The organism is Streptomyces sp. NPDC093801 (assembly GCF_040701585.1).
Lineage (GTDB): Bacteria > Actinomycetota > Actinomycetes > Streptomycetales > Streptomycetaceae > Streptomyces.
On sequence record NZ_JBFBDP010000010.1, the window covers coordinates 114487 to 136867 of the forward strand.

General features: G+C 75.0%; 23 protein-coding genes. 11 read left to right on the forward strand and 12 right to left on the reverse strand.

Annotated features, from left to right (window positions below; translation table 11 throughout):
• Positions 1-65 precede the first annotated feature (65 nt).
• Together AB0469_RS13725 and AB0469_RS13730 are read left to right on the forward strand one after the other, a co-directional pair.
• On the forward strand, positions 66-251 hold the full coding sequence (locus tag AB0469_RS13725; RefSeq protein WP_366451535.1) for a hypothetical protein: 186 nt from the start codon (positions 66-68) through the stop codon (positions 249-251).
• A 137-nt stretch (positions 252-388) separates the two neighbouring features.
• The gene (locus tag AB0469_RS13730; RefSeq protein WP_366451536.1) at positions 389-1249 is read left to right on the forward strand and encodes a glycosyltransferase family 87 protein; all 861 of its coding nucleotides are present in this window, start codon (positions 389-391) and stop codon (positions 1247-1249) included.
• Here AB0469_RS13730 and AB0469_RS13735 read toward each other — a convergent pair.
• From AB0469_RS13735 to AB0469_RS13745, 3 genes are all read right to left on the reverse strand, one after another.
• Positions 1215-2858: a DNA repair helicase XPB gene (locus tag AB0469_RS13735; RefSeq protein ID WP_366451537.1), complete on the reverse strand. Its 1644-nt coding sequence runs from the start codon at positions 2856-2858 to the stop codon at positions 1215-1217. The two genes, AB0469_RS13730 and AB0469_RS13735, sit on opposite strands and share 35 nt — an antisense overlap.
• 99 nt (positions 2859-2957) lie before the next feature.
• Positions 2958-3575 (reverse strand): DUF4291 domain-containing protein, encoded by a 618-nt coding sequence (locus AB0469_RS13740; RefSeq protein WP_366451538.1) that lies wholly within the window; start codon positions 3573-3575, stop codon positions 2958-2960.
• A gap of 72 nt (positions 3576-3647) precedes the next feature.
• Complete coding sequence (locus AB0469_RS13745; protein WP_366451660.1) at positions 3648-6026, reverse strand: helicase C-terminal domain-containing protein; 2379 nt, start codon at positions 6024-6026, stop codon at positions 3648-3650.
• A gap of 242 nt (positions 6027-6268) precedes the next feature.
• Between AB0469_RS13745 and AB0469_RS13750 the strand changes: the two genes are divergently transcribed.
• A complete protein-coding gene (locus AB0469_RS13750; protein ID WP_366451539.1) occupies positions 6269-7231 on the forward strand; it encodes a hypothetical protein in 963 nt (320 codons plus the stop codon).
• Positions 7232-7439: 208 nt separating this feature from the next.
• Complete coding sequence (locus AB0469_RS13755; protein ID WP_366451540.1) at positions 7440-8072, forward strand: HAD family hydrolase; 633 nt, start codon at positions 7440-7442, stop codon at positions 8070-8072.
• Between the two features lie 34 nt (positions 8073-8106).
• Here AB0469_RS13755 and AB0469_RS13760 read toward each other — a convergent pair whose 3' ends face one another.
• Positions 8107-8376, reverse strand: a complete 270-nt coding sequence (locus tag AB0469_RS13760) for a hypothetical protein (RefSeq protein ID WP_366451541.1) — start codon at positions 8374-8376, stop codon at positions 8107-8109.
• Positions 8377-8553: 177 nt separating this feature from the next.
• Here AB0469_RS13760 and AB0469_RS13765 point away from each other — a divergent pair, with 177 nt between their 5' ends.
• On the forward strand, positions 8554-8937 hold the full coding sequence (locus AB0469_RS13765) for a cold-shock protein (RefSeq protein ID WP_042811480.1): 384 nt from the start codon (positions 8554-8556) through the stop codon (positions 8935-8937).
• Between the two features lie 73 nt (positions 8938-9010).
• Here the strand turns inward: AB0469_RS13765 and AB0469_RS13770 are convergent, their stop codons facing one another.
• The 4 genes from AB0469_RS13770 to AB0469_RS13785 form a co-directional block, all read right to left on the reverse strand.
• On the reverse strand, positions 9011-9880 hold the full coding sequence (locus AB0469_RS13770; RefSeq protein ID WP_366451542.1) for a 1,4-dihydroxy-6-naphthoate synthase: 870 nt from the start codon (positions 9878-9880) through the stop codon (positions 9011-9013).
• Entirely contained in the window at positions 9864-10592 is a 729-nt protein-coding gene (locus AB0469_RS13775; protein ID WP_366451543.1) for a futalosine hydrolase, read from the reverse strand. The genes AB0469_RS13770 and AB0469_RS13775 overlap by 17 nt, the downstream gene beginning before the upstream one ends.
• A gap of 13 nt (positions 10593-10605) precedes the next feature.
• On the reverse strand, positions 10606-11112 hold the full coding sequence (locus tag AB0469_RS13780) for a DUF2771 domain-containing protein (protein ID WP_366451544.1): 507 nt from the start codon (positions 11110-11112) through the stop codon (positions 10606-10608).
• Positions 11113-11192: 80 nt separating this feature from the next.
• Positions 11193-12572, reverse strand: coding sequence for an MFS transporter (locus AB0469_RS13785; protein WP_366451662.1), 1380 nt, complete (start codon positions 12570-12572; stop codon positions 11193-11195).
• 336 nt (positions 12573-12908) lie between these two features.
• On the opposite strand from AB0469_RS13785, the gene AB0469_RS13790 reads away from it, so the two are divergent.
• From AB0469_RS13790 to AB0469_RS13800, 3 genes are all read left to right on the forward strand, one after another.
• Positions 12909-13832, forward strand: coding sequence for a DUF3027 domain-containing protein (locus AB0469_RS13790; RefSeq protein WP_366451545.1), 924 nt, complete (start codon positions 12909-12911; stop codon positions 13830-13832).
• Between the two features lie 85 nt (positions 13833-13917).
• Entirely contained in the window at positions 13918-14130 is a 213-nt protein-coding gene (locus AB0469_RS13795; protein ID WP_366451547.1) for a hypothetical protein, read from the forward strand.
• Between the two features lie 119 nt (positions 14131-14249).
• Positions 14250-15776: an SPFH domain-containing protein gene (locus AB0469_RS13800; RefSeq protein WP_366451548.1), complete on the forward strand. Its 1527-nt coding sequence runs from the start codon at positions 14250-14252 to the stop codon at positions 15774-15776.
• Positions 15777-15813: 37 nt separating this feature from the next.
• Here the strand turns inward: AB0469_RS13800 and AB0469_RS13805 are convergent, their stop codons facing one another.
• Both AB0469_RS13805 and AB0469_RS13810 read right to left on the reverse strand, forming a co-directional pair.
• Positions 15814-16608: a helix-turn-helix domain-containing protein gene (locus AB0469_RS13805; protein WP_366451549.1), complete on the reverse strand. Its 795-nt coding sequence runs from the start codon at positions 16606-16608 to the stop codon at positions 15814-15816.
• A gap of 108 nt (positions 16609-16716) precedes the next feature.
• Positions 16717-17757 (reverse strand): WD40 repeat domain-containing protein, encoded by a 1041-nt coding sequence (locus AB0469_RS13810; RefSeq protein WP_366451550.1) that lies wholly within the window; start codon positions 17755-17757, stop codon positions 16717-16719.
• A gap of 107 nt (positions 17758-17864) precedes the next feature.
• Between AB0469_RS13810 and AB0469_RS13815 the strand changes: the two genes are divergently transcribed.
• From AB0469_RS13815 to AB0469_RS13825, 3 genes are all read left to right on the forward strand, one after another.
• Positions 17865-18560, forward strand: a complete 696-nt coding sequence (locus AB0469_RS13815) for a GDSL-type esterase/lipase family protein (protein ID WP_366451551.1) — start codon at positions 17865-17867, stop codon at positions 18558-18560.
• Between the two features lie 59 nt (positions 18561-18619).
• Positions 18620-19618 carry an aldo/keto reductase gene (locus AB0469_RS13820; RefSeq protein WP_366451552.1) on the forward strand — a complete coding sequence of 333 codons (999 nt, stop codon included), beginning with the start codon at positions 18620-18622 and terminating at the stop codon, positions 19616-19618.
• A gap of 167 nt (positions 19619-19785) precedes the next feature.
• The gene (locus AB0469_RS13825) at positions 19786-20757 is read left to right on the forward strand and encodes an MmcQ/YjbR family DNA-binding protein (protein ID WP_366451553.1); all 972 of its coding nucleotides are present in this window, start codon (positions 19786-19788) and stop codon (positions 20755-20757) included.
• Positions 20758-20810: 53 nt separating this feature from the next.
• Here AB0469_RS13825 and AB0469_RS13830 read toward each other — a convergent pair whose 3' ends face one another.
• Both AB0469_RS13830 and thpR read right to left on the reverse strand, forming a co-directional pair.
• Positions 20811-21563 carry a hypothetical protein gene (locus AB0469_RS13830; protein WP_366451555.1) on the reverse strand — a complete coding sequence of 251 codons (753 nt, stop codon included), beginning with the start codon at positions 21561-21563 and terminating at the stop codon, positions 20811-20813.
• Between the two features lie 218 nt (positions 21564-21781).
• A complete protein-coding gene (gene thpR / locus AB0469_RS13835; RefSeq protein ID WP_366451556.1) occupies positions 21782-22342 on the reverse strand; it encodes an RNA 2',3'-cyclic phosphodiesterase in 561 nt (186 codons plus the stop codon).
• Positions 22343-22381: the final 39 nt, after the last annotated feature.

The window sequence follows — 22381 nt, forward strand, 5'->3', positions numbered from 1 at the left end:
GCAGGCCCCTGAGGTTGGCTCTCCGGACCGATGTGCGGAGCGCGCGGGGCGCGCACCATGGAGACATGAGCACCGCAACCTTCACCCCGTCCCGGGGCGGCCGCCCCAGCGGCGCCACCGCCACCTCCTCCCACCACTCCCGCCACCGCGTCGGCGACGCCCTGCGCGCCGTCAAGGTCTACGTGACGGCCGCCGTACGGGTCGTCGTCCTCGGCGAGTACTCCTCGGACGCGGGCGTCATACGCCGCTGAGCGGCTCCCTTGCGCCGGCCCCGGCCCGCCGGGGACGGGTACCGCCGATCGGCGGACGCGCACCGCGCTGACCTGCGGACGCGGCAGGTGGCCTGATCCCGGCGGAGGCCCCCCGACGATCCACTAGGGTCACGCGCGTGACCCGCAGCCCCGATCCCGACCGCTCGCCGTCGCCCCTCGCCGGCCTGCTGGTCACCGGGGCGCTCCTCACCCTCGGCGTCCTCTGCGTCGCCCTGCGCGTCCCGACCGCCGACGCCCTGCTCAGCGGCTTCTGCGCCGCCGACTGGCACCCGCCCGCCGGCTACCCGCCGTTCGCCGCGATCCTGCTCACCCCCGCCGCCTGGCTGCCCGCCGGCGTGCTCAAGGCCGTCCTCGTCCTCGGCAACGGCGGCCTGCTCGCCCTGCTGGTCCTGCTCTCCTGCCGCCTCGCGGGCGTACGGGCCCGGCCGGGCCCCGTCCTGGCCGCCACCATCGCCGGGCTGTGGCTGGAACCGCTGTTCCAGAGCCCGCTGCCCGGACAGATCAACCTCGCCCTGGCCTGCCTGACCCTGTGGGACCTGGGCCGGCCGCGCGCCGCGCTCGGCCGGGGCTTCGCCCTGGGCACGGCCGCCGGGATCACCCTGACCCCGGCGGTGTTCATCCCGTACCTGCTGCTCACCGGGCAGGTCCGGGCCGGTCTGACCGCCCTGGCCGGCTTCGCCGGTACCGCCCTGCTCGGCGCCCTCGTCCTCCCCGAGGCCTCCGCCGACTTCTGGACCCACCACCCGCCGGCGGCCGGCGGGGCCCCGCTGCTGCACTGGCAGCACCTGTGGGTGTGGGCCGTCCCCCCGCTCACCCTCCTGGCGGCGAGAGCGGCGAGAGCGGCGAGCGCGGCGAGCGCGCTCCGCCGCCGCCCCCGCCGCCCGGCGGCGGCCCGCATCCCCGCCCCGAGGCCGCCCCTGGGACGGGAGGACGCCGCCCGGGTCAGTCGCCCGCCAGCAGCTCGTCGGCGTCCATGATCCGGTACGCGTAGCCCTGCTCCGCCAGGAAGCGCTGGCGGTGGGCTGCGAAGTCCTGGTCGATCGTGTCGCGCGCCACGACCGAGTAGAACCGCGCCTCGTGCCCGTCCGCCTTCGGCCGCAGCACCCGGCCCAGGCGCTGCGCCTCCTCCTGCCGCGAGCCGAAGGTGCCCGACACCTGGATCGCGACCGTGGCCTCGGGCAGGTCGATGGAGAAGTTCGCGACCTTCGACACGACCAGCACGCTGATCTCGCCCTCGCGGAAGGCGTCGAAGAGCTTCTCGCGCTGCGCGTTGGAGGTCTCGCCCTTGATGACGGGCGCGTCCAGGTGCTCGCCCAGTTCGTCCAGCTGGTCGATGTACTGCCCGATGACCAGCGTCTGCTCGCCCTGGTGCTTGCGCACCAGCGCCTCGGTGACCTTCCGCTTCGTCGCGGTCGTGGCGCAGAAGCGGTACTTCTCCTCCGTCTCGGCCGTCGCGTACGCCAGCCGCTCCGACTCGGTGAGGTTGACCCGGACCTCGACGCAGTCCGCGGGCGCGATGTAGCCCTGCGCCTCGATCTCCTTCCACGGGGCGTCGAACCGCTTCGGCCCGATCAGGGAGAACACGTCCGACTCCCGGCCGTCCTCGCGCACCAGAGTCGCCGTCAGACCCAGGCGGCGGCGGGCCTGGAGGTCCGCGGTGAACTTGAAGACGGGCGCCGGCAGCAGGTGCACCTCGTCGTAGAGGATCAGCCCCCAGTCACGCGAGTCGAACAGTTCCAGGTGCGGATAGACACCCTTCCGCTTGGTGGTGAGGACCTGGTAGGTGGCGATCGTGACGGGCCGGATCTCCTTGCGCGTGCCCGAGTACTCGCCGATCTCCTCCTCCGTCAGCGAGGTCCGCTTCACCAGCTCGTGCTTCCACTGCCGCGCGGAGACCGTGTTCGTCACCAGGATCAGCGTGGTCGCCTTGGCCTTCGCCATCGCCCCGGCGCCGACCAGCGTCTTGCCCGCGCCGCAGGGCAGCACGACCACGCCCGACCCGCCGTGCCAGAACCCCTCGACGGCCTGCGCCTGGTACGGCCGCAGCGCCCAGCCGTTCTCCTCCAGCTCGATCGGGTGCGCCTCGCCGTCCACGTACCCGGCGAGGTCCTCGGCCGGCCAGCCCAGCTTGAGCAGCGTCTGCTTGATCTGCCCCCGCTCCGAGGGGTGCACGGCCACCGTGTCGGCGTCGATCCGGGCCCCGACCAGCGGGGTGATCCGCTTCGACCGCAGGATCTCCTCCAGCACGGGCCGGTCCGTGCTGGTCAGCACCAGCCCGTGGACGGGGTGCTTGGAGAGGGTGAGCCGCCCGTAGCGGGCCATCGTCTCGGCCACGTCGACGAGCAGCGCGTGCGGGACGGGATAGCGGGAGAACTCCACGAGGGCGTCGACGACCTGCTCGGCGTCGTGCCCGGCGGCCCGCGCGTTCCACAGGCCCAGCGGGGTGATCCGGTACGTGTGGATGTGCTCGGGCGCCCGCTCCAGCTCGGCGAAGGGGGCGATGGCCCGGCGCGCGGCTCCGGCGAGCTCGTGGTCGACCTCCAGGAGGAGGGTTTTGTCGCTCTGGACGATGAGGGGCCCGTTCACGCATGTCCCTTTCCGGCGGGGTGGCGGCCGCCCGGGCGCGGGCGGCCAAACCTCCAGTCTGCCGTACCGCCGGGGATCCGCGGGTCCCGCGCGGGGCGTCTACGCGCCGAGGTGGGGCAGCGGGCCGGCCGGGTACGGGGTCTCCACCGGCAGGAGGGCGCGGGCCGCGGCGGTGTCGCCGGCGCGGAGCAGGCCGTGGATCTCGCGGGCCAGCGGGGTGACGTCGCGGATGGAGACCGTCCACTCGTCGGCGTAGGCCCGCGACGCCGGGCCCGACAGGCCCAGCTGGAGGGACCGGTGGGGCAGCGGGTTCAGGTGCGGGTCGCGCTCGGGGTCCCACTGGACGCGGACCGGGGAGCGGGACAGGGTCGCCTTCCAGGCCTCGCGGTCCGCGTGCACGCCCGGCACGTAGTGGGACAGGCAGGCCTGGGCGAGGGCCCCGTCGAAGCCCTCGCGGCTGATCTCGACGGCCAGCACGGTCTCCTGGTCGGCCTTCGCGGCCCAGCCGCAGCGGTACATCATCCACAGGAACGACGGCTTGATCCACGTCATCCGCTCCCGCTTCCACGCCGCCGGGAAGCGGCCGTCGCGGGCCGCCGGCAGGCCGAGGGCGGGGGAGTACGCCTGGTACACCGTCACCGTGGTGGCGGTGTGGGCGGCGCGGACCTGGCGTTCGGGGATCCGGTGCCGGGGGCTCTGCGGGGGTGTTTCGGACATGGGATCAGGGTGCGACCCCCGCACCCCTTCCCGCCAGCGGTTTTCCCTCCCCGTGCGGCCCCGGACCGGCCCTCAGACCTGGTCCTCCTCCAGCTCCGCCACCCCCGTGATCCGGTGCAGGGCGTAGGTGCGCACCTCGTCCGCCGTGTGGTCGTAGCCGGTGACGAAGCCGCCCTCCACCCGGACCGGGGCGATCACCCGCTGGCTCGCAGCCCCCTCGGCGTTGACGTACCCGATCCACACCGCCGAGCCGGTCAGCGCCGCCGCCTGCACCGTGGCCAGGGTCTCCGCGGCGCTGGTGCGCGGCAGCTCGCCCGGCTCCGGTGCGGCCGACGGCCCGGCCGGCTCCTTGCGGACGGCCGTCGCCGCCAGGTCGCCCGCGCGCACCGCCCGTACCGCCGCGCCCAGCAGCGTCGCGTCCGGCACCGGCGGCCCGTCCGGGACCGGGACCGGCGCCGAACGCTCCGGGGTGCGGTACGCGGCGGCCCGCGCCACCAGCACGTCCCCCGTACGGGACTCCGCGGCCGGGGCGTACCCCATCGCCCGCAGCCCGTCGAGCAGCGCGCCCGGCTCCGCCTGCGCCGCCAGCACCGTCGGCGCCAGCCTGCGCAGCCCCAGGCCCGCCGAGCGCTTGTCGGCCAGGATCTCGCCCAGCATGGCGTCGTCGTCGCACCGCACGTACGAGGAGGCCGCCCCGACCCGCAGGTGCCCGTGCCGCCGCGCCACGTCGTCGATCAGGTACGCCAGCGGCTGCGGCACCGGGGTGCGGCTGTGCTCGGCGAGGAAGGCGTGCAGGTCGGAGGCGGTCTGCCCGGAGTCCAGCGCCCGGCGCACCGAGCCCGGCGTGAACCGGTACACCGTCGCCCCGCCCTTGGACTCCACGTCCGCGAGCACGGCCAGCACGTCACCGAGCGGACGCCGCAGCGGCCCGGGGGCCACCGCCGTCAGGTCGGCCTGGAGCAGCACGTGGTCCACCGGCTCCGGCAGCAGCGGGGCCAGCGGCGCCGCCGGGTCGCGGCCCTCCAGCAGGGCCCGCCCGAAGGCGCTGAGCGCGCCCCGGCCGGTGACGCCCAGCACTTCGGCGTCGTGCAGGGTCCAGTGCGCGAGGCGGGCGCGCAGGTCGCTCGTACCGCGCTCCGGGCGCTCCCACGCGAGCCGTTCGAGAAGGGCGTCCGGGTCGGGCGAGCCGCCCTCGGGCAGGGCGGCGAGGAGTTCGAGGACCCGGCGGCGCACCTCCGGCGCGGGCGAGCGGTCCAGGTCGGGGCCGAGCGCCGCGAGGGTGCGGCCCTTGGCGTCCTGCTCGCCCACCATCCCGGCGGTGCGGGTCGCCGCCAGCCAGGCCGAGGCAAGCGCCGACCACCGCTCGGCGGGCGGCCGTTCGCACCAGTCGTCGAAGGCGGGGGTGGGCGCGTACCGCTCGTCGGCCTCGCCGTCGCTGGCCAGCAGCCCGGCGGCGTAGGCGAGTTCGATCCAGAACGCGGCCGCCTGCTCGGTGGTGTCCAGGGTGGACGCGGTCCGCTTCAGGTCGCGTACGGCGAGCCCGCCCGCCCGCAGCACCAGCGGCCCGGTGTGCTCCCAGGACTTCACCAGCTCCTCGACGGTGGACAGCGCGGCCAGCGCCTGCCCGGCCGCGTTGGCGTCCACAAGCTGTGGACGGTGCTCGCGGTGCGCGCCCACCGGCGGCGCGACCGGCGCCGTCGCCCGGTGCGCGAGTCCGCCGCGCAGGTGCAGGGCCACCTCGCGGGGCAGCACGACGGTGCGCGCCGAGGCCGGCAGCAGCAGCCCCCGGTCGCGCAGCCAGCGCACCGGCGGCGTCGGATCCGGCGTCACCTCCCCGTACGGCGGCCCCCACACGAGCCGCCCCAGCACCTGGTGCGCCTCCGCCGGGGCCTGGTCCAGCAGCGCCGACATCCGCTCCGGGTCGGTGAACAGCCCCGTCAGGGCGGCCACCGCCGACACCGGGTCGTGGGTGGCGGGCAGCCCGGCGGCCGCGACGATCTCCTGGACCCGGGTCGGCGACATCCCGGACGTGGCCTCGGCGACGGTGGGGCCGAGCCCGGTCGGGGAGGGCCGCTGCGCGGAGGGGGCGAGCAGTTCCCGCGCGGTGCGGACCAGGCGCAGCCGGTCGTCGTCCCCCCACACCAGGGCCTGGTCGCGCAGCGTCCCCAGGGCCCGGGGGAGGGCGTCGCGGGCCGCGGCGTCCCTCGCGTCCTCGCCGCCGCTGCCGGTGAGCAGCTCCTCCAGCACGGCGTACGGGCAGGGGTCCGGGGCCACCGCGAGGGCTTCGGCCGTCTGGAGCGCGAACCGGTCCAGACGGTCCAGGGCGCGCACCACCGAGGCGCGGGTGCCGGCGCGGGTGGCCAGCTGGGTGATGTCGGCGGGCACCGGGTTCAGCAGGTCGGGGCGGGCGTGCAGCAGTGCGGCGAGCGCCGCGTCGTCGCGGGCGCGCAGGGCTTCGGCGAGGGAGCGCGGGGCGGGTGCGCCGGCGCCCGCGGCGCTGCTCGCGGAGCCGCTCCCGCTGCCCCCGGCCGTAGGTCCTGCTGCGCTTCCCGGAGTGCTTCCCTTCGGACTTCCCTCGGGCACGGTGGTCGCCTCCTGGTCACGTCGGCCGGTCGTCGGCCGGTCCCCATCCGGGCAACGGTATCCGTTGCGCCGACGGCCGCCGCACGCCCGCACGCGCTACCTTCTGGGGCGTGGGGATCGAGAGCGACCATCTGGTCTACGAATACCTGAGCCGGGTCGGGGACTTGGCGCAGCAGCGGCAGTTGTCGTCGGGGGACCGGATGCGGCTCGTGTCGGGGCTGCGCGACGAGATCGACCGGCGGCGCGCGCGGTTCGAGCCGGAGACGCCGGAGGCGGTACGGGCCGTCCTGGAGCGGCTCGGCACGCCGGAGGAGGTCCTGGACGCGGTGGGGCGGCCGACGGCCGCGGACGCCGCGGCCGTGCCGCCGGTCTCGGTGCCGGAGCAGCGCGGCAACCGGCGCCGCGCGGGCGCGAAGCGGGCCCCGGCCCCGGAGCCGCGGAACGTGCCGCCGCACCTGGCCGGGCTGGACGAGCTCGGCGCGTCGTCCGCGGACGGCGGCGAGCCGGACTGGTGGCGGCTGCCCGCCGCCGGGCGCGGGCCGCAGGTCGAGGGGTTCGCGGGCGGCATCGAGATCCCCGAGCTGTTCGGGCCGCCGCAGGAGGAGCCCGCGGCCGCCGCGCCGGCCGCGCCGCCGCCGGCCGGCGGCGGGCTGCGGCGCTACCTCCGCAAGCGCCGCGAGCGGCGGGAGGAGGCGTCGGCGCAGGCCCCCGGGGAGGCGGGGGCCGCCAAGGCGCCGCGCCCCCGCCCGCACGGCTTCCTCCTGCTGGCGGCGGTGCTGCTGGCCGTCGGGGCCCTCACCGGGTACTGGCTGCTGCTCGGCGCGGGCGCGCTGGTGGCGTACGCCTCCCGGGTGCTGGGGCCGCTGGAGCGCAAGTGGGTGGTCCTGGGCGTGCCCGCCGGGGTGTTCACGGTGGCGGTGCTGTGGCTGTGGGGCCGGACCACGGGACGGTGGGGCGAGCCGCTGCCCGACGCGCAGCTGGGGCCGGCCTTCCAGTCGATGTGGCCCACCCTGGCCCGCGCGGCGGGCGCCGTCCTGGCGGCATACCTGGCCTGGCGCAGCCGCCGGAGGTAGGCGCGGCGGAGCGTCCCGGAGCCGGATTCCCGCCCCGCCCCCGCCCCGTCCCCCTCACCCGCCCGGAGTGAAATGGACATAAGGATAAAAAGGCATGGAGGTGCCCTGAATTGACTGAATCGCTGACATCTCGCCAAATACCGCTATCCGATAAGCCAACGTCCGCTTAGCTTCCCGCGGGCCGCTGGAGTCTCGGCACAATGGCGCTATGACCTCCACCCCCCCACAGCTCACCGTCGGATTCGACCTCGACATGACGCTCATCGACTCCCGCCCCGGCATCAGGGCCGCCTGGCAGGCGCTCTCGGCGAAGACCGGGGCCCACATCGACGCCGACCTGGCCGTCACCCGCCTCGGACCCCCACTCGAGGAGGAGCTCGCCTACTGGTTCCCGGAGGAGCAGATCCCCGCGATGCGGGACCTCTACCGGGAGATGTACCCGACCTACGCCATCGAGCCGACGCCGGCCATGCCCGGTGCACGCGAGGCCGTCAAGGCCGTCCAGGCGCTCGGCGGCCGGGCGATCGTGGTCACGGCGAAGAACGAGCCCAACGCCCGCCAGCACCTCGACCACCTCGGGATAGAGGCCGACGCCGTCATCGGCTGGCTCTGGGCCGAGGGCAAGGCCGAGGCGCTGCGCGAGTACGGGGCGCAGGTGTACGTCGGCGACCACATCGGCGACGTGCGCGGCGCCCGGAAGGCCGGCGCCCTGTCGGTGGCGGTGACGACCGGCCCGTGCGCCGCGTCCGAGCTGCGCGAGGCCGGCGCCGACGTGGTGCTGGACGACCTCACCGCCCTGCCGGCATGGCTGGAGGCCTTCGCCCGCACCCGCGCGGCCTGAGGAAGGGGCCGGCCGGAACGAACCGCTGCGCGCGTCAGGCGGCCTGGGACTCCCGGGCCGCCCTGCGCTGCGCGGCGGCCGAGCGGAACACGCCCGCCGCGGAGATCGCGAAGCCCACGCCCATCAGCATGCACACCGCCCACGCGTACGACGGGAACGGGTCGGTGCCCAGGAACAGCGGCGCCATCGTCACCAGCGTCGCCACCGCGCCGACGATGAACACGATGCCGCCGGCCTTGACCAGTCCGTCGCCGGGCCGTGCCTCGTCGGGCCGTGCTTCGTCGGGGTGAGGAGTAACAGTCACCCCACCAGGGTAGTTCCCTGGCCGAAGCGGTGGAGCGGGAAGGACCGGGGAACGTCTTGTCACCCGTATCAGGACCATTAGCCTGGAGGAGGCGGGTCGCTGGACCCGCTGTACTGCTATCCGGAGCCGTTCACCTCGGCAAACCGGACCCGACGAGCACAAGGACAGAGGACGGACGTGCCTACCGGCAAGGTCAAGTGGTTCAACAGCGAGAAGGGCTTCGGCTTTCTCTCCCGTGACGACGGCGGAGACGTCTTCGTGCACTCGTCGGTGCTCCCCGATGGGGTCGACGCGCTCAAGCCCGGGCAGCGCGTCGAGTTCGGCGTCGTCGCGGGGCAGCGCGGTGACCAGGCGCTTTCGGTAGTCGTGCTGGAGCCGACGCCGTCGGTGGCCGCCGCCCAGCGGCGCAAGCCCGACGAGCTCGCCTCGATCGTGCAGGACCTGACGACCCTGCTGGAGAACATCACCCCCATGCTCGAACGCGGCCGCTACCCCGACAAGGCGCACGGCGCGAAGATCGCCGGTCTGCTGCGCGCGGTGGCCGACCAGCTCGACGTCTGAGCGTTCCCCCGCGCGTACGCCGGTGCCCCGCCGCTCCTCCGAGCGGCGGGGCACCGGCGCGTGCGGGGTGCGGCTACGGGAAGGCCAGCGCGTCCGGCCCGATGGCCGGAACCAGGCCCTCGGCGGCGGCCCGCGTCAGCAGTCCGCGGACGGCCGCGTAGCCGGCGTCGCCCAGGTCGGCGGTGAACTCGTTGACGTACAGCCCGATGTGCTGGTCGGCGACCTTCGGGTCCAGCTCCTGCGCGTGCGCACGGACGTAGGGACGGGAGGCCTCGGGGTCGTCCCAGGCCATCCGCACCGACGTGCGGGCCGCCTCGGCCAGCGCGCGCAGCGTGTCCGTGCCCAGCGACCGCTTGGCGATGATCGCGCCGAGCGGGATCGGCAGGCCGGTGGTGGACTCCCAGTGCTCGCCCATGTCGGCCAGGCAGTGGAGCCCGTACTCCTGATAGGTGAACCGGGCCTCGTGGATGACCAGTCCGGCGTCCACGCGCCCGTCGCGCACCGCCGGCATGATCTCCTGGAACGGCAGGACGACGACCTCGCCGACCCCGCCGGGGAGCACGTCCGCCGCCCACAGCCGGAACAGCAGGTAGGCGGTGGAGCGTTCGCTCGGCACCGCGACCGTCCTGCCGGTCAGGTCCAGCCCCGGCGCGCGGGTGAGCACGAGCGGGCCGCAGCCGCGCCCCAGCGCCCCGCCGCAGGGCAGCAGCGCGTACTCCTCCAGCACCCACGGCAGCACGGCGTACGACACCTTCAGCACGTCCAGCTCGCCGCGCTCGGCCATGCCGTTGGTGACGTCGATGTCGGCGAAGGTCACGTCGAGCGCGGGCGCGCCCGGGACCCGGCCGTGCGCCCACGCGTCGAAGACGAAGGTGTCGTTCGGGCAGGGCGAGTAGGCGATGTCCAGGGTGATCGGCGGGGTGCGGTCAGCGGTCGCGGTCATGGCGTTCTCCCCAGGTGACGAGTACGGGGCCCAGCGCGCGGAACCCGTCCGCGAGGGCGGCCAGGGCGTCCCCGATCCGCCAGGCGTCCCGGTCGCGCGGCCCGACGGCGTTGGACACGGCGCGGATCTCCAGCACCGGCAGCCCGTGCGCGGCGGCCGCCTCGGCGACCCCGAAGCCCTCCATCGCCTCGGCCCCGGCGAGCGGGTGCCGGGCGGCGAGCTCGGCGGCGCGGGCGGCGCTGCCGGTGACGGTGGAGACGGTCAGGACGGGCGCGAGGAGCGCCCCGGTCGCCTCCGCGGCCAGGGCGGCCAGCTCGGCGGGCGGAAGGTGCACGCTGCGGCCGAAGCCGAGCTCCTGCACGGGGACGAAGCCCTCGGGGGTCTCCGCGCCCAGGTCGGCGGCGACGAGCGCGTCGGCGACCACGAGCGAGCCGAGCGGGGCGGCGGGGGCGAACCCGCCGCCGATGCCGGCGGAGATGACGAGGGAGTACTCGGCCAGCGCGAGCGCGGTGGCCGTCGCGGCCGCGGCGGAGGCCGGGCCGACACCGCCGACGAGCACGTCGGCGGCGAGACCGGGCAGGTCCCGGCGGGTGACGGAGTAGTTGCCGGGCAGGGTGCGCGGCTCGGGCGTGACCGGATCCTGATGAGGGGTGAGACCGGAGGCCGCGGAGTCTGCCTCCGCGGCCACGGCGGTCACGATCAGCACGCGCACGCCGCGCCGCCGCCTAGTTGTTCTTCAGCTTGAGCTTGAAGGACCAGACGGCGAGGGGCTTGCCGTCCTCGCCGACCTGGACGAAGCTCAGCATCTTCGACTGGGGCGCCTCGCCCTGGCCGCCGGTCGCGAAGACGTCGGCGCCGGCGAAGCTGCGGTAGGTGTTCGAGGACGGCTCGGTGATCGGCTGGCCGTCGAGGACCGCCTGCCACTTCTTGCCGTCCTCGACGACCGCCGGCTCGACGCCGAGGCGCAGCGTGTCGCCGCGGCCGTACTCGATGGTCTTGGCGTCCTTGCGGGCGGTGAGGCACTCCTGGACCTTGTCCATGGAGAGCTCCTTGCCGTTCTCGCCGTTGTCGGCGCGGCACTCGGACTCGGCGGACACCGACGAGCTGCCGACGGTCACGGTCGCGAGCGGCGTCGGCTTGTCGCAGGCGGACAGGAGGAGGAGGCCGGCGGACACGGCTCCGAGGGCCGCGACGCTGCGGCGGGCCCTACCCGGGAAAAGCGGTGCGGTCATGAGCCGAAGGCTATCGGGCCGCTGGGCTGCGCCGCCGCACGGGGGTCCCACGGCGGCGCGCCCCTCCACCGACGGGGGTCTCAGGCCACGCGGGGGTGGGGGGAGCTCCGGCGGCGGTGGGGGGCGGTGAGGAGGCCCCGGAGGGCCATCACGGTGCCCAGGGCCACCAGCCCGGCCGCCACCGCCATGCCCAGGACGCCGTTCAGCGGCAGGGCGATGCCTATGCCGCCGCCCAGGACCCACGCCATCTGCAGCAGGGTCTCCGAACGGGCGAAGGCCGAGGTGCGGACGGCCTCCCTGACGTCGCGCTGGATCATCGCGTCCAGCGACAGCTTCGCCAGGGCCTGGCAGAAGCCGGCCGTGCAGGCCAGGGCGGCCACGAGCGGGGGGCTGAAGAAGGCCGCGGCCAGGATCGCCACCACCAGGGTGGCGGACAGCACGGCGGCCACGATGGCCTCCGGGGCCCGCGCCCGCAGCCACGCCCCCACCGCCGTGCCGCACGCGTTGCCCAGGCCCGCCGCGACGCCCACGATGCCGAGGGACACCGCCGCGCTGCGGCCGTCCAGCGGGTGCTCGCGCAGCAGGAACGCCAGGAAGAAGATCAGGAACCCGGACAGCGCCCGCATCGACGCGTTCGCCAGCAGCCCGCACAGCACCGGTCGGCTGACCGTCCGCAGCCCGGGCCGCTTCGAGTGCGCCTCGTGCGTGGACAGGCGGGCCCGGCGCTCGCCCTTGGCCTCGTCCACCTCGTGCGGCAGCTGGAACGCCGCGACGGTCCCCCACACGAAGATCGCGCAGGCCCCGTACAGCGGCCACGGCGGCCCGATCGCGTGCAGGCCGGCCGCCACCGGCGCCGCCGCGCCCGTCGCGAGGAGGCCCGCCAGCGTGACCCGGGAGTTCGCCTTGACGAGCGAGAACGCCGGCGGCAGCAGCCGCGGGACCACGGCGCTGCGGACGACGCCGTACGCTTTGGAGGCGACCAGGACGCCCAGCGCCGCCGGGTAGAGCGCCAGCCCGCCCGTCGCGACCGTGCCCGACATCAGCACCGCGAGCAGCGCCCGCGCCAGCATCGCGCACGCCATCGCCGCCCGCCGTCCGTGCGGCAGCCGGTCCAGCAGGGGGCCGATCACGGGGGCCAGCAGGGTGAAGGGGGCCATGGTGATGGCGAGGTACAGGGCCACCCGTCCGCGTGCCTCGTCCGTGGGAACGGAGAAGAACACCGTCGACGCGAGCGCGACGGTGATCATGACGTCGCCGGCGCCGTTGATGGCGTGCAGCTCGATCAGCCGCCCGAGCCCCGATTCCCCCGCTCCGTGGGCGTGCGTGACGCGCCGGATCCCGCGCGCCGTACCGGTGAACGGGAGGTGCAGGGCGCGCCCGACCGCCCGGCCGGCCCGCCTGGCCGGTCCCGAGCCGTCTGCGGACGACCGTGCGGGAGCCACCGTGCCATAGTGCCCCAGACGGCCCGCCGGGACCCGTCCCGGCGCGTCGGGCCGCCGCCGGGGGGTGGTCCGGGTGCCTCCGATGTCCGCGAATCGGACCTCGCATGTGGGCCGAAGCCGTCGGAGGAGGTAGCGTGCGTAGCGCGCCACCGGCGGTTGCTCTTGGCCGCGCGCCTCTTCGCGATCCCGCAGAATGGATCACATGGGGTGCGCCCGAGGCCGATCGGGGCGCGGACGTCGACGCGGCCCTCTGGTCCGCTCCGCCCGCGCTACGTACGGACGAGACCGACGGGTCGTTGTGGACGACAGTACGGACGGCGCACTCGTGAGACGGCGTAGGAGAGAACGAGACCTGTGAGTGCTGCGACGACGCGAAGCCGTACCCCGCGTACCCCCGCCCCCGACCGCCTGTGCGTCGAGGCCGTGGAGCTCGCCCGCGAGGCGGCCGAGGAGGCCGCCTACCCCGGTGTGGTGGGCGAGCACGTCTCGGTCGTGGCGGAGGGCGACCGGGTCGTCACGCACTTCTTCGAGTGCAAGGAAGCGGGCTACCGCGGCTGGCGCTGGGCCGTCACCGTCACCCGCGCGTCGCGCGCCAAGAACGTCACCCTCGACGAAACGGTGCTGCTGCCGGGGGACGACGCGCTGCTCGCCCCGGAGTGGGTGCCGTGGAGCGAGCGGCTGCGGCCGGGCGACATGGGCCCGGGCGACCTGCTCCCCACGGACGCGGACGACCTGAGGCTGGAGCCCGGGTACAGCGGCGAGGACACGGCCCCGCCGAACTCGGTGGTCTCGGCGGAGATGGCCGAGCTGGTGGAGGCGGAGGACGCCGACGTCACCGACCGGGTGGTCGTGCCCGCGCGCGGCTCGATCACGGCCGTGGCGGAAGAGCTGGGCATGCGGCGTGCGCGGGTGCTGTCCCGGTACGGGCTGCACACGGCCGCCGACCGCTGGGACGAGTCCTTCGGGGCGAAGACCCCGATGGCGCAGGCCGCGCCCGCCTCGTGCGTGTCCTGCGGCTTCCTGGTGGCCATCGGGGGCTCGCTGGGGCAGGCCTTCGGGGTGTGCGCGAACGAGTTCGGCCCGGCCGACGGGCGGCTGGTGTCGCTGTCGTACGGGTGCGGCGGCCACTCGGAGGCCGCGGTCATGCCGAAGCCGCCGAGGCCGGCGGAGCCGGTGCTGGACTCCATGGCCCTGGACGAGTTCCCCCTGCGGCCGGCCGCGGAGGCGGGCTCGGTGCCGGTGTCCGACGTCCCCTCCGAGGACCTCGGGCACTCGTAGCGGCCGCGCCGTCGTCCGCCGGTGCGGGGTGCCTGCGCCGGCAGGGGCCTGCCCCGCTCGGCGGCGGCACCGTACGCTCGGCGGCATGGACATGGTGGGGATGACCGGGCGGGTGACCGGGACCGTGGGGCCGGGGCTGGTGGGCGAGGTCATCGTCCGCATCCGTGGTGGCGCCGAGCACTTCCTCGCGCATCCCGCCCCCGGCGAGACCGGGCGGCTCGGCGTCGGATCCGTGGTCACCGTCGTGGAGTACCAGCCGCCGCGCACCGTCTACGTGATGGGTGTCTACGACGCCTGAGACCCTCTGCGTATCAAGATGGCGACAAGAATGATCCCGCCACTTCTCCACTCCCCCCTCACAGGCGCAGACTCACCCCCGTCGGTGCCGAACGGCACCGTTCTAAGGGGGCGTTGCCGATGGCTGTCGGCGTCGTGGCGGGAGTCGTTCTCGCCGCAATCATTGCCTTGATCGGCCTGTTCAAGCTCATGTGGCGGGTGGCCGAACCGAACGAGGCGCTCGTCATCTCGGGCTCCACGCACAAGACCGAGGGCATCGGCGAGGGCATGGGCTTCCGGATCGTCACCGGCCGGGGCACGCTCGTCCTGCCCGGCGTGCAGGCGGTCCGCAAGCTCTCGCTGGACCTCAACGAGACGCAGCTGAACGTGGACTGCGTGACCCACCAGGGGATCCCGCTGCGGGTCAAGGGGGTCGTGATCTTCAAGATCGGCGATGACTACGTGTCCATCGCCAATGCCGCCCGCCGCTTCCTCGACCAGCAGAAGATGATGCCCGAGCGGGTGCACATCGTCTTCGCCGGCCATCTGCGGTCCATCGTCGGCGGTCTGACGGTCGAGGACATGATCCGCGACCGGGAGAAGCTGACCGGGCAGACCCGGGCGGCCTGCGGGACCGAGATGGAGAAGCTCGGGCTGATCGTGGACTCGCTGCAGATCCACGAGATCGAGGACCCGACCGGGTACATCAAGAACCTCGCCATGCCGCACGCCGCCGCCGTCCAGCGCGACGCCCGCATCGCGCAGGCCGAGGCGAACCGGCTCGCGACCGAGGCCGAGCAGACCGCCTTCGCCCGGATGGCCGAGGCCACCCGGGACAGCGAGATCCTCCAGGCCGGCTACCAGGCCGAACGGGACAAGGCCGCGGCCACCGCGCGGCAGGCGGGCCCGCTGTCCGAGGCGGCCGCCCGCCAGGAGGTCGTCGTCCAGGAGACCCGGGTCGCCGAGCTGGAGGCGCACCGCAGGGAGCAGCAGCTCCAGGCCGACGTGCGCAAGCCCGCGGACGCGGCCGCGTACCAGACGAGGACGCTCGCCGAGGCGGAGCGCGACGCGCGCATCTCGGCGGCGCAGGCCAAGGCGAAGGAGACCGAGCTGGCGGCGGCGGCCGAGGCGACGCGGGTCAAGACGGCCGCGGCGGCCGAGGCCCAGGCCACCGAGGCGCGCGGACACGCGGCGGCCACCGCGACCCGGGTCAGCGGTGAGGCCGAGGCGGCCGCGACCCAGGCCAAGGGCCTCGCGGCGGCCGAGTCGGCACGGGCGAACGGCCTCGCCGCGGCGGAGGCGGCGAAGGCCAAGGGCCTGGCCGAGGCCGAGGCGATCAAGGCGCGGGCCGCGGCCCTCGCCGAGAACCAGGAGGCCGTGGTCGCCCAGCAGCTCGCCGAGAACTGGCCGGCGATCGTCCAGGCGGGCGCGGGCGCCTTCGGCAGCGTCGAGCACATGGTGCTGCTCAACGGGGCCGAGGGGATGTCGGAGATGTTCGCCAAGGCCCTGACGATGGGCGGTACGGGACTCGGCGTGGCCCGTCAGCTGCTGGCGTCGATGGCCGCCCAGCAGAAGGGGGAGGGGGAGGGACCGGCCCCTGCCGTCACCCCCGTGAACGGCAGAGGCCCCGGCAGGACGCAGATCCCGATCGACGAGGACCGCGCCTGACCGGCGGCGGGCACCGTCGGGTGGCCGGAAGGCGATCCTAGGCCGGTGCCGCTCCGGTGCATGTGCGTTGCGCGCAAGGATCGTTGACCTTGCGCGCAACGCGTTTGCGGCGCAGTTCCGTCGGGCTCGTCCCGTACGCCTGGCGGAACGCCCGGCTGAAGACGGTGGCGCTGCTGAAGCCCCAGCGGGCGGCGATCGAGTGCACCGGACGGCGCTTCAGGTCCGGCCGGAGCAGGTCGGCGCGGGCGGCCGCCAGCCGGCGGCCGCGGATGGTGGCGGCGACGCCCGCGGGCCGGCCCTCGAAGAGGAGGTGCAGGCGGCGCAGGGAGATGTGGTGGCGGGCGGCCACCGCGCCCGGAGTCAGCTCCGGATCCGCGAGGTTGTGCTCGATGTAGGCGTCGATCTGCCGCAGCAGCGCCTCCTCGCGGGCCTCGGCGGGGAGGTCGTCGTACACGTCGAGGCGTTCGGCGAGGCAGGCGGTCGCCAGGCCCAGCGCGGCCGACCCCAGCCGGGCCAGCTCCCGCTCCCCGCAGCCGTCGGCGTGGGCGCCGACGCTGCCGAGGAACTGGGCCAGGGCCGCGCCCGTGCCCCGCGTGGCGGGGATCCGCTGGGAGAGCAGCCGGTCCACCCGCTCCGGCCGGAACGGGAGCGAGGTGCGCGGGAGTTGGAGCACCACCGTGCGGTCCGCCGCGGGGGTGGAGCCCGCCTCGTACGGGTGGGAGGTGTCGCAGAGCACCAGGTCGCCGGTGACCAGGGCCAGCTGGTAGCGCTCGGGGTCGGTGGTGCGGGGGGAGGTGGACACCCGGACGGGGCCCAGGTCGAGGTACTCCATGTCCCCCCGCCCCTCCGCGTCGCGCCCTGCATGGGCATGCCATGTCGCTGTTCGAGGGCTGGGACGCGTCCGCGCTCCCCGGCGGTTCCGGCCCGGGGACGGGGAGCGTCAGCCCTTCGGCCGGCGCCGCCGCAGCACCCGCTTGGCCGCCAGGACCAGGGCCGTGCCCGCCGCGAGGACCAGGGCACCCTTCGTGAAGCTGCCGCCCTGCGCACCGTCCGCGCCCTTCTCACCGGACGCCCCCGCCGCCGGAGCCGGGCGGGCCAGGCCGGAGGGGGCCGCGGAGGCGTCGGGCGCCACCGGGACCGCCACCACCCGGCTGTTGGCCCCCTCCGCCCCGAACAGCAGCGTCCGCCCGTCGGGGGAGTACGTCACCGACTCCGCCTGCCCCTGCCAGGGCGCCTCCACCCGCTCGCCCTCACCCTGCGGCCGCCCGTCCTTCCACGGGTACGTCCGCGCCGTGAAGTAGCCGCGCAGCGTCAGCCGGGTGCCGTCCGGGGAGAACGCCCCGTCCGTCACCCACGGCACCTCCGCCACCCGCCGGAAGACGTTGCGCCCGTCCGCCGACAGCTTCTCCGGGCCCTCGTACAGGCCGCCGCCCTGCTCGTTCTTGCTCGCGACGTATACCCGGCCCGTCACCGGATGCACCATCAGCGCCTCGGCGTTGCGCGGCCCGTCCGCGTACACGGCCGTGAACTGCTCGGCCTTCACGGTGGCGTCGGCCAGCTCCTTCGGTTCCGGGAAGCGGTAGATCCACACGTGCTCCCAGGTGCCGTCGCGGTTGTCGCCGATGTCCCCGACGTAGAGGTTCCCGTCCGGGCCGAGCGAGATGGCCTCCACGTCGCGCGGGGTGCCGATGCCGGCCATCGTGATCCGGGCCACCGTCCTGCCCGTCGCCGAGTCCACCGCGTACACGTACGGGCCGTCGTCGCTGTCGTTGTGCGTCCAGTACACGCCGGGATGGATCCGGCTGGCCGCCAGCCCGCTCGACTCCGTGATCCGCGGATCGGTGATCGTGAACCCGGACGCGGTGGGGGCCGGACTCCCGGTGGCCGGGGCGGCGCCGGAGGCCGCGGCGGCACCCGGCAGCAGCAGGCCCAGGACGAGAGCGGCGGGAACGGCGGTCGTCGGCACGGTCAGCAGGCGCATCCCCCCAGCCTGCCAGGACCGGCCCGGCCGGACGGCACGGCCCGTCCGGACCCCGGCGTGTCCGGCATCACAGGGGCTCCCGCCGCGTGATCCGCGATGATGACCGGATGCGTTTCATGTTCGTCGGCGACTCCATGACCATCGGACGCGCCGGCGACTACACCTGGCGCTACCGGATGTGGCAGCACCTCGGCGCCACCCTCGGCGACGGATCCTTCGAGATCGTCGGCCCGCGCAGCGCGCTCTACGACACCGCCTGCGACGCCCCCTCCAGCGACGCCTACGCCGACCCCGCCTTCCCCGGGCCCGCCCGCCGCCACCTGGCCGGCTGGGGCGAGGGCTGGCAGCACATGGCACCGCTCATCGGACCGGCCGTCCGCGAGGCCCGTGCCGACGTCCTGCTCGTCTCCCTCGGCCTGATCGACCTCGGCTTCTACACCAAGGCCGACCAGACCGCCGCCAACGCCCGCGCCTTCGTCGAGGCCGCCCGGGCGGCCCGCCCCGGCATCCGGATGGTCCTCCTGCCGGTCATACCCAACGTCCGCGCCGAGGAGGACGCCCCCTTCGCCGAGGAGGTCGTCCGCTTCAACGAGCTGCTCGCGAAGACGGTCGCCGACCTCGCCGACGCCGCCTCCCCGATCCTGCTGGCCGCGCGCCCGCACGCGTACGACATCCACCGCGACACCTACGACGGCACGCACCCCAACGCCTCCGGCGAACACCGCCTGGCCGGCGAGTTCGCGGCCGTCCTCCACCAGGCCTGGGGCATCGGCGGCCCCTACCACCGGCCGGCCGACGCGTAACGCGCCACGGCCACCGGGGTCTTGCTTCGAGCGCACTCCAGGCAGTTGGCTTGGGCCCCATGAAGTACACGCAGCTCGGACGCACCGGACTCAAGGTCAGCCGACTCGTACTCGGCACCATGAACTTCGGCCCCCAGACCGACGAACCCACCAGCCACGCCCTCATGGACGCGGCGCTCGACGCGGGCGTCAACTTCTTCGACACCGCCAATGTGTATGGGTGGGGTGAGAACAAGGGCCGTACCGAGGAGATCATCGGCACCTGGTTCGCCCAGGGCGGCGGCCGCCGCGAGAAGACGGTCCTCGCCACCAAGGTCTACGGCTCGATGTCCCGCGAGGGGGAGACCTGGCCCAACTTCGACCGGCTCTCCGCCCTCAACATCCGCAGGGCCGTCGACGCCAGCCTCAAGCGGCTGCAGACCGACCACATCGACGTCTACCAGTTCCACCACGTCGACCGCCGGACCCCCTTCGAGGAGATCTGGCAGGCCGTCGAGGTCCTGGTCCAGCAGGGCAAGATCCTCTACGCCGGCTCCTCCAACTTCCCCGGCTGGAAGATCGCCCAGGCCAACGAGGCCGCCGCGCGCAGCGGCCGGCTCGGGCTCGTCAGCGAGCAGTGCCTCTACAACCTCGCCGAGCGGCGCGCCGAGATGGAGGTCATCCCGGCCGCGCAGGAGTACGGGCTCGGCGTCATCCCCTGGTCCCCGCTCCACGGGGGCCTGCTCGGCGGGGCGATCCGCAAGCAGGCTGCCGGCGGGGGGACGGGGCGCAGCTCCTCCGGGCGCACGGCGGACGCGCTCGCCGACACCTCGGTGCGGGCGCAGGTGCAGGCGTACGAGGACCTGCTCGACAAGCACGGCCTGGAGCCCGGCGACACGGCCCTGGCCTGGCTGCTGACCCGGCCCGGGGTCACCGGACCGATCGTCGGCCCGCGTACGCAGGAGCAGCTCGCGTCCGCGCTGAGGGCGGTGGAGCTGGAGCTTTCGCAGGAGGTGCTGGCCGGGCTGGACGGGATCTTCCCCGGGCCGGGTCCGTCGCCGGAGGCCTTCGCCTGGTAGGGGAGGGGCGGCCCCGGGCTACTGGCCCACCGCGGCCGCCACGGCGACGACGACGAACATCAGCACGAGCACACCGGCCATGACACGGTTTCTGGTCTTCGGATCCACCCGTCGAGACTAACGCGGCAGCCCCCGGCCCCCGTGCCGGGGGCTGCGAGACTTCCGTCATGGTCACAGTCGACGACGTACGGCGGCTGGCGCTCGCGCTGCCGCGCACCGAGGAGCACCTCGTCCGCGACCGGGTGAAGTTCCGGATAGGCCGGATCGTCTACCTCGCCCTCTCGCGGGACGAGACCGAGCTCGGCTTCGCCTTCCCCAAGGAGGAGCGGGCCGCGCTCGTCGCCGCCGAGCCGGAGAAGTTCTTCCTGCCGGGCCCCGGTGACATGCGCTACCACTGGGCCGGGGCGCGGATGGCCGCGCTCGGCACGGCGGAGCTGGAGGAGCTGGTCACCGACGCCTGGCGGATGTGCGTGCCGGCCAAGGTGGCCCGCGCGCACCTGGAGGGCGACCTGCCGCCCGCGCCCGGGCTGGCCCGGCTGCGGGCGGCGGCCGAGGTGTTCGGGGCGTTCCCCGGGGTCGACCGGAGCTGGCTGGCGCTGCGCGCGGACACCGCGCCGGGGCTCGACCTGTCGGGCGCCGCGCACCGCGCCGCCCTGCACCGCTGGCTGAACGCCTGGGGCTGCCGGATCCGCTACCCGCGGGAGGGCGAGCCCGACGTGTTCGGGGAGGGGCTGGCCCGCTGGTGGTCCCGGCACGGGGACCTGCCCGGGACCCGGCTGGCGGCCCTGGGCGACCGGGAGGTCGCCCGCCTCGCCGCCGCGTACGGGGAGCTGGCCGCGCTGCCCGTCGGGCGCCGGACCCTCGGTCCGACGGCCGCGGCGAAGGCGCTGTTCGCGCTGCGGCCCGACACGGTGATGCCCTGGGACGCGGCGATCGCGCAGCGGCTGTGGGGCGCCCGGGACGAGGCGGCCTTCGCCCGGCACCTGGCGGCGGGCCGGGCCTGGGCGCGTGCCGCGCTCGCGGAGAGCGGCGGCCTGGACGAGGCGGCGCTGGCCGCGGAGCTGGGCCGGCCGGGGCTGCCGCTGGCCAAGCTGCTGGACGAGTACCTGTACGTGACCATCACCCACCAGGGGTCCTGAGGGCGTGCGCGGCGGTGCCGCCCCCGCGGGGGCGGCACCGGGGCGTCCGTGGGTCAGGCCTTGCCCTTGAGGTTGCCGACCAGCTGGTTCGTCAGCTTGGTCGCGCCCGCCAGGCCCTTGTCGGTGCTGCTGCTGACGAGGACGGTCACCACGGAGTGGCCGACCCGGGCGGCGACGAGGGTGGTGCCGCCCTGCCAGGCGGGGCTGGTCTCGGTGATGGCCCAGGCGCCGTCGCCGACGCCGGCCAGGGGCTTCTCGGTGACGGTCACCGTGCTGTGGGTCGGCTCGTCGGGGTAGCTCGGGCAGGCCTTGGAGAGCATGCCGAGCGCGCCGAGGACGGTCGTGGCGGTGGTGCCCTGGTAGACGTCGACCTCCTGGGCGAACTCCTCGGAGGTGTTCTTGTTGACGTAGGCGTTCTGCGCGAACGAGACGCCGGTGATGCCGGTGATCTCCGTCCACGCGGTCCCGCCGAGCTTGGTGCAGTCGGGGGTGGGGACCTCGGCGGTGGCCGGCGCCCGGTAGGCGGGGCCGGTGTCGCGCGCGTCGGCGGGGTCGGCGGTGAAGCCGGCGGTGAAGAAAGAGGCGGGGGCCAGCGCGGCCTTGAGCTGCGTACCCGTCAGGAGCCCCTTGTTGGGGCCGTCGACGGCGGGGGCCGCGGCGGAGGGGGCCGCGGCGGCGGGTGCCTTCGACGTGGCGGTGGTCGGGGCGGCCTTCGGGGCGGCGGCGGGGGTGGCGGAGCAGGCCGTGAGCGCGAGCGGAAGGGCCGCGACGGCGAAGAGGGTGGCGACGGGAGATGTCTGACGCACGGTGTGGTTCGACCTCGTTGTTCGGATGCACTGCTGACTCCGGCCGTCCGAGCCCCCGGCCGTCCCCCGGCCCGCGCGGGGGAGCGCGGTGCGTCCGGTTCAGCGACAGGACTCGCGCATCACATCGGGCCGCCGCCGGTGGGGCAAGGATTCAGCGGATCCTTTGCTTCCGTATGTGAAATCCTTTTGGAAAACCCTGCACGAGTGCCCGAATAGTGCTAATGGCCGGTCAGGGGCCATTCCTCGACGACCTCGTAGCGCGGCTGCTCGCCGGGGACCCCGGAGACGGGCAGGTTGCTGCGGACGAGGCTGAGGGCGCCGACCTGCCAGGGCGTGCCCTCGAAGCCGGCCAGGGCGTCGAGGCAGGGCCGCAGGTCGGCGTGGTCGTGGCGGGCCCGGGCGAGGGTGAGGTGCGGGGTGTAGCTGCGGTGCTGCTCCATGGGGACCCCGGCCCGGCGGGCGGCGGCGTCGGCCCGCTCCGCGAGCAGGCGCAGCGCGTCGAGCCCGCCGGCCGCGCCGATCCACAGCGCGCGGCGGCCGAAGTGGCCGGCGCCGTGGAGGCGGAGGGGGAAGGGGGCGCTGCGGGCGGCCGCCCGGGCGAGGCGGGTGTGCAGCTCGGGGAGGAGGGGGTCCGCCACCTCGCCCATGAAGGCGAGGGTGAAGTGCCAGCCGGCTTCGCCGGTCCAGCGGAGGTCTCCGGCGGCGGGCACCGCCCGGACCGCGTCCCGCAGTTCGGCGACGGCGTCGGTGCTCGGCAGTACGGCGGCGAAGAGCCTCACGCTCCGACGATAGCCGCCGGGCGGGCCCGTGCCACCGTT

Bases quoted from the DNA above. Each gene is read 5' to 3' on its own strand.
- AB0469_RS13725 (WP_366451535.1), top strand. From the start codon at position 66: ATGAGCACCGCAACCTTCACCCCGTCCCGGGGCGGCCGCCCCAGCGGC.
- AB0469_RS13740 (WP_366451538.1), bottom strand. From the start codon at position 3,575: ATGTCCGAAACACCCCCGCAGAGCCCCCGGCACCGGATCCCCGAACGC.
- AB0469_RS13755 (WP_366451540.1), top strand. From the start codon at position 7,440: ATGACCTCCACCCCCCCACAGCTCACCGTCGGATTCGACCTCGACATG.
- AB0469_RS13770 (WP_366451542.1), bottom strand. From the start codon at position 9,880: ATGACCGCGACCGCTGACCGCACCCCGCCGATCACCCTGGACATCGCC.
- AB0469_RS13780 (WP_366451544.1), bottom strand. From the start codon at position 11,112: ATGACCGCACCGCTTTTCCCGGGTAGGGCCCGCCGCAGCGTCGCGGCC.
- AB0469_RS13795 (WP_366451547.1), top strand. From the start codon at position 13,918: ATGGACATGGTGGGGATGACCGGGCGGGTGACCGGGACCGTGGGGCCG.
- AB0469_RS13800 (WP_366451548.1), top strand. From the start codon at position 14,250: ATGGCTGTCGGCGTCGTGGCGGGAGTCGTTCTCGCCGCAATCATTGCC.
- AB0469_RS13805 (WP_366451549.1), bottom strand. From the start codon at position 16,608: ATGGAGTACCTCGACCTGGGCCCCGTCCGGGTGTCCACCTCCCCCCGC.
- AB0469_RS13810 (WP_366451550.1), bottom strand. From the start codon at position 17,757: ATGCGCCTGCTGACCGTGCCGACGACCGCCGTTCCCGCCGCTCTCGTC.
- AB0469_RS13815 (WP_366451551.1), top strand. From the start codon at position 17,865: ATGCGTTTCATGTTCGTCGGCGACTCCATGACCATCGGACGCGCCGGC.
- AB0469_RS13820 (WP_366451552.1), top strand. From the start codon at position 18,620: ATGAAGTACACGCAGCTCGGACGCACCGGACTCAAGGTCAGCCGACTC.
- AB0469_RS13825 (WP_366451553.1), top strand. From the start codon at position 19,786: ATGGTCACAGTCGACGACGTACGGCGGCTGGCGCTCGCGCTGCCGCGC.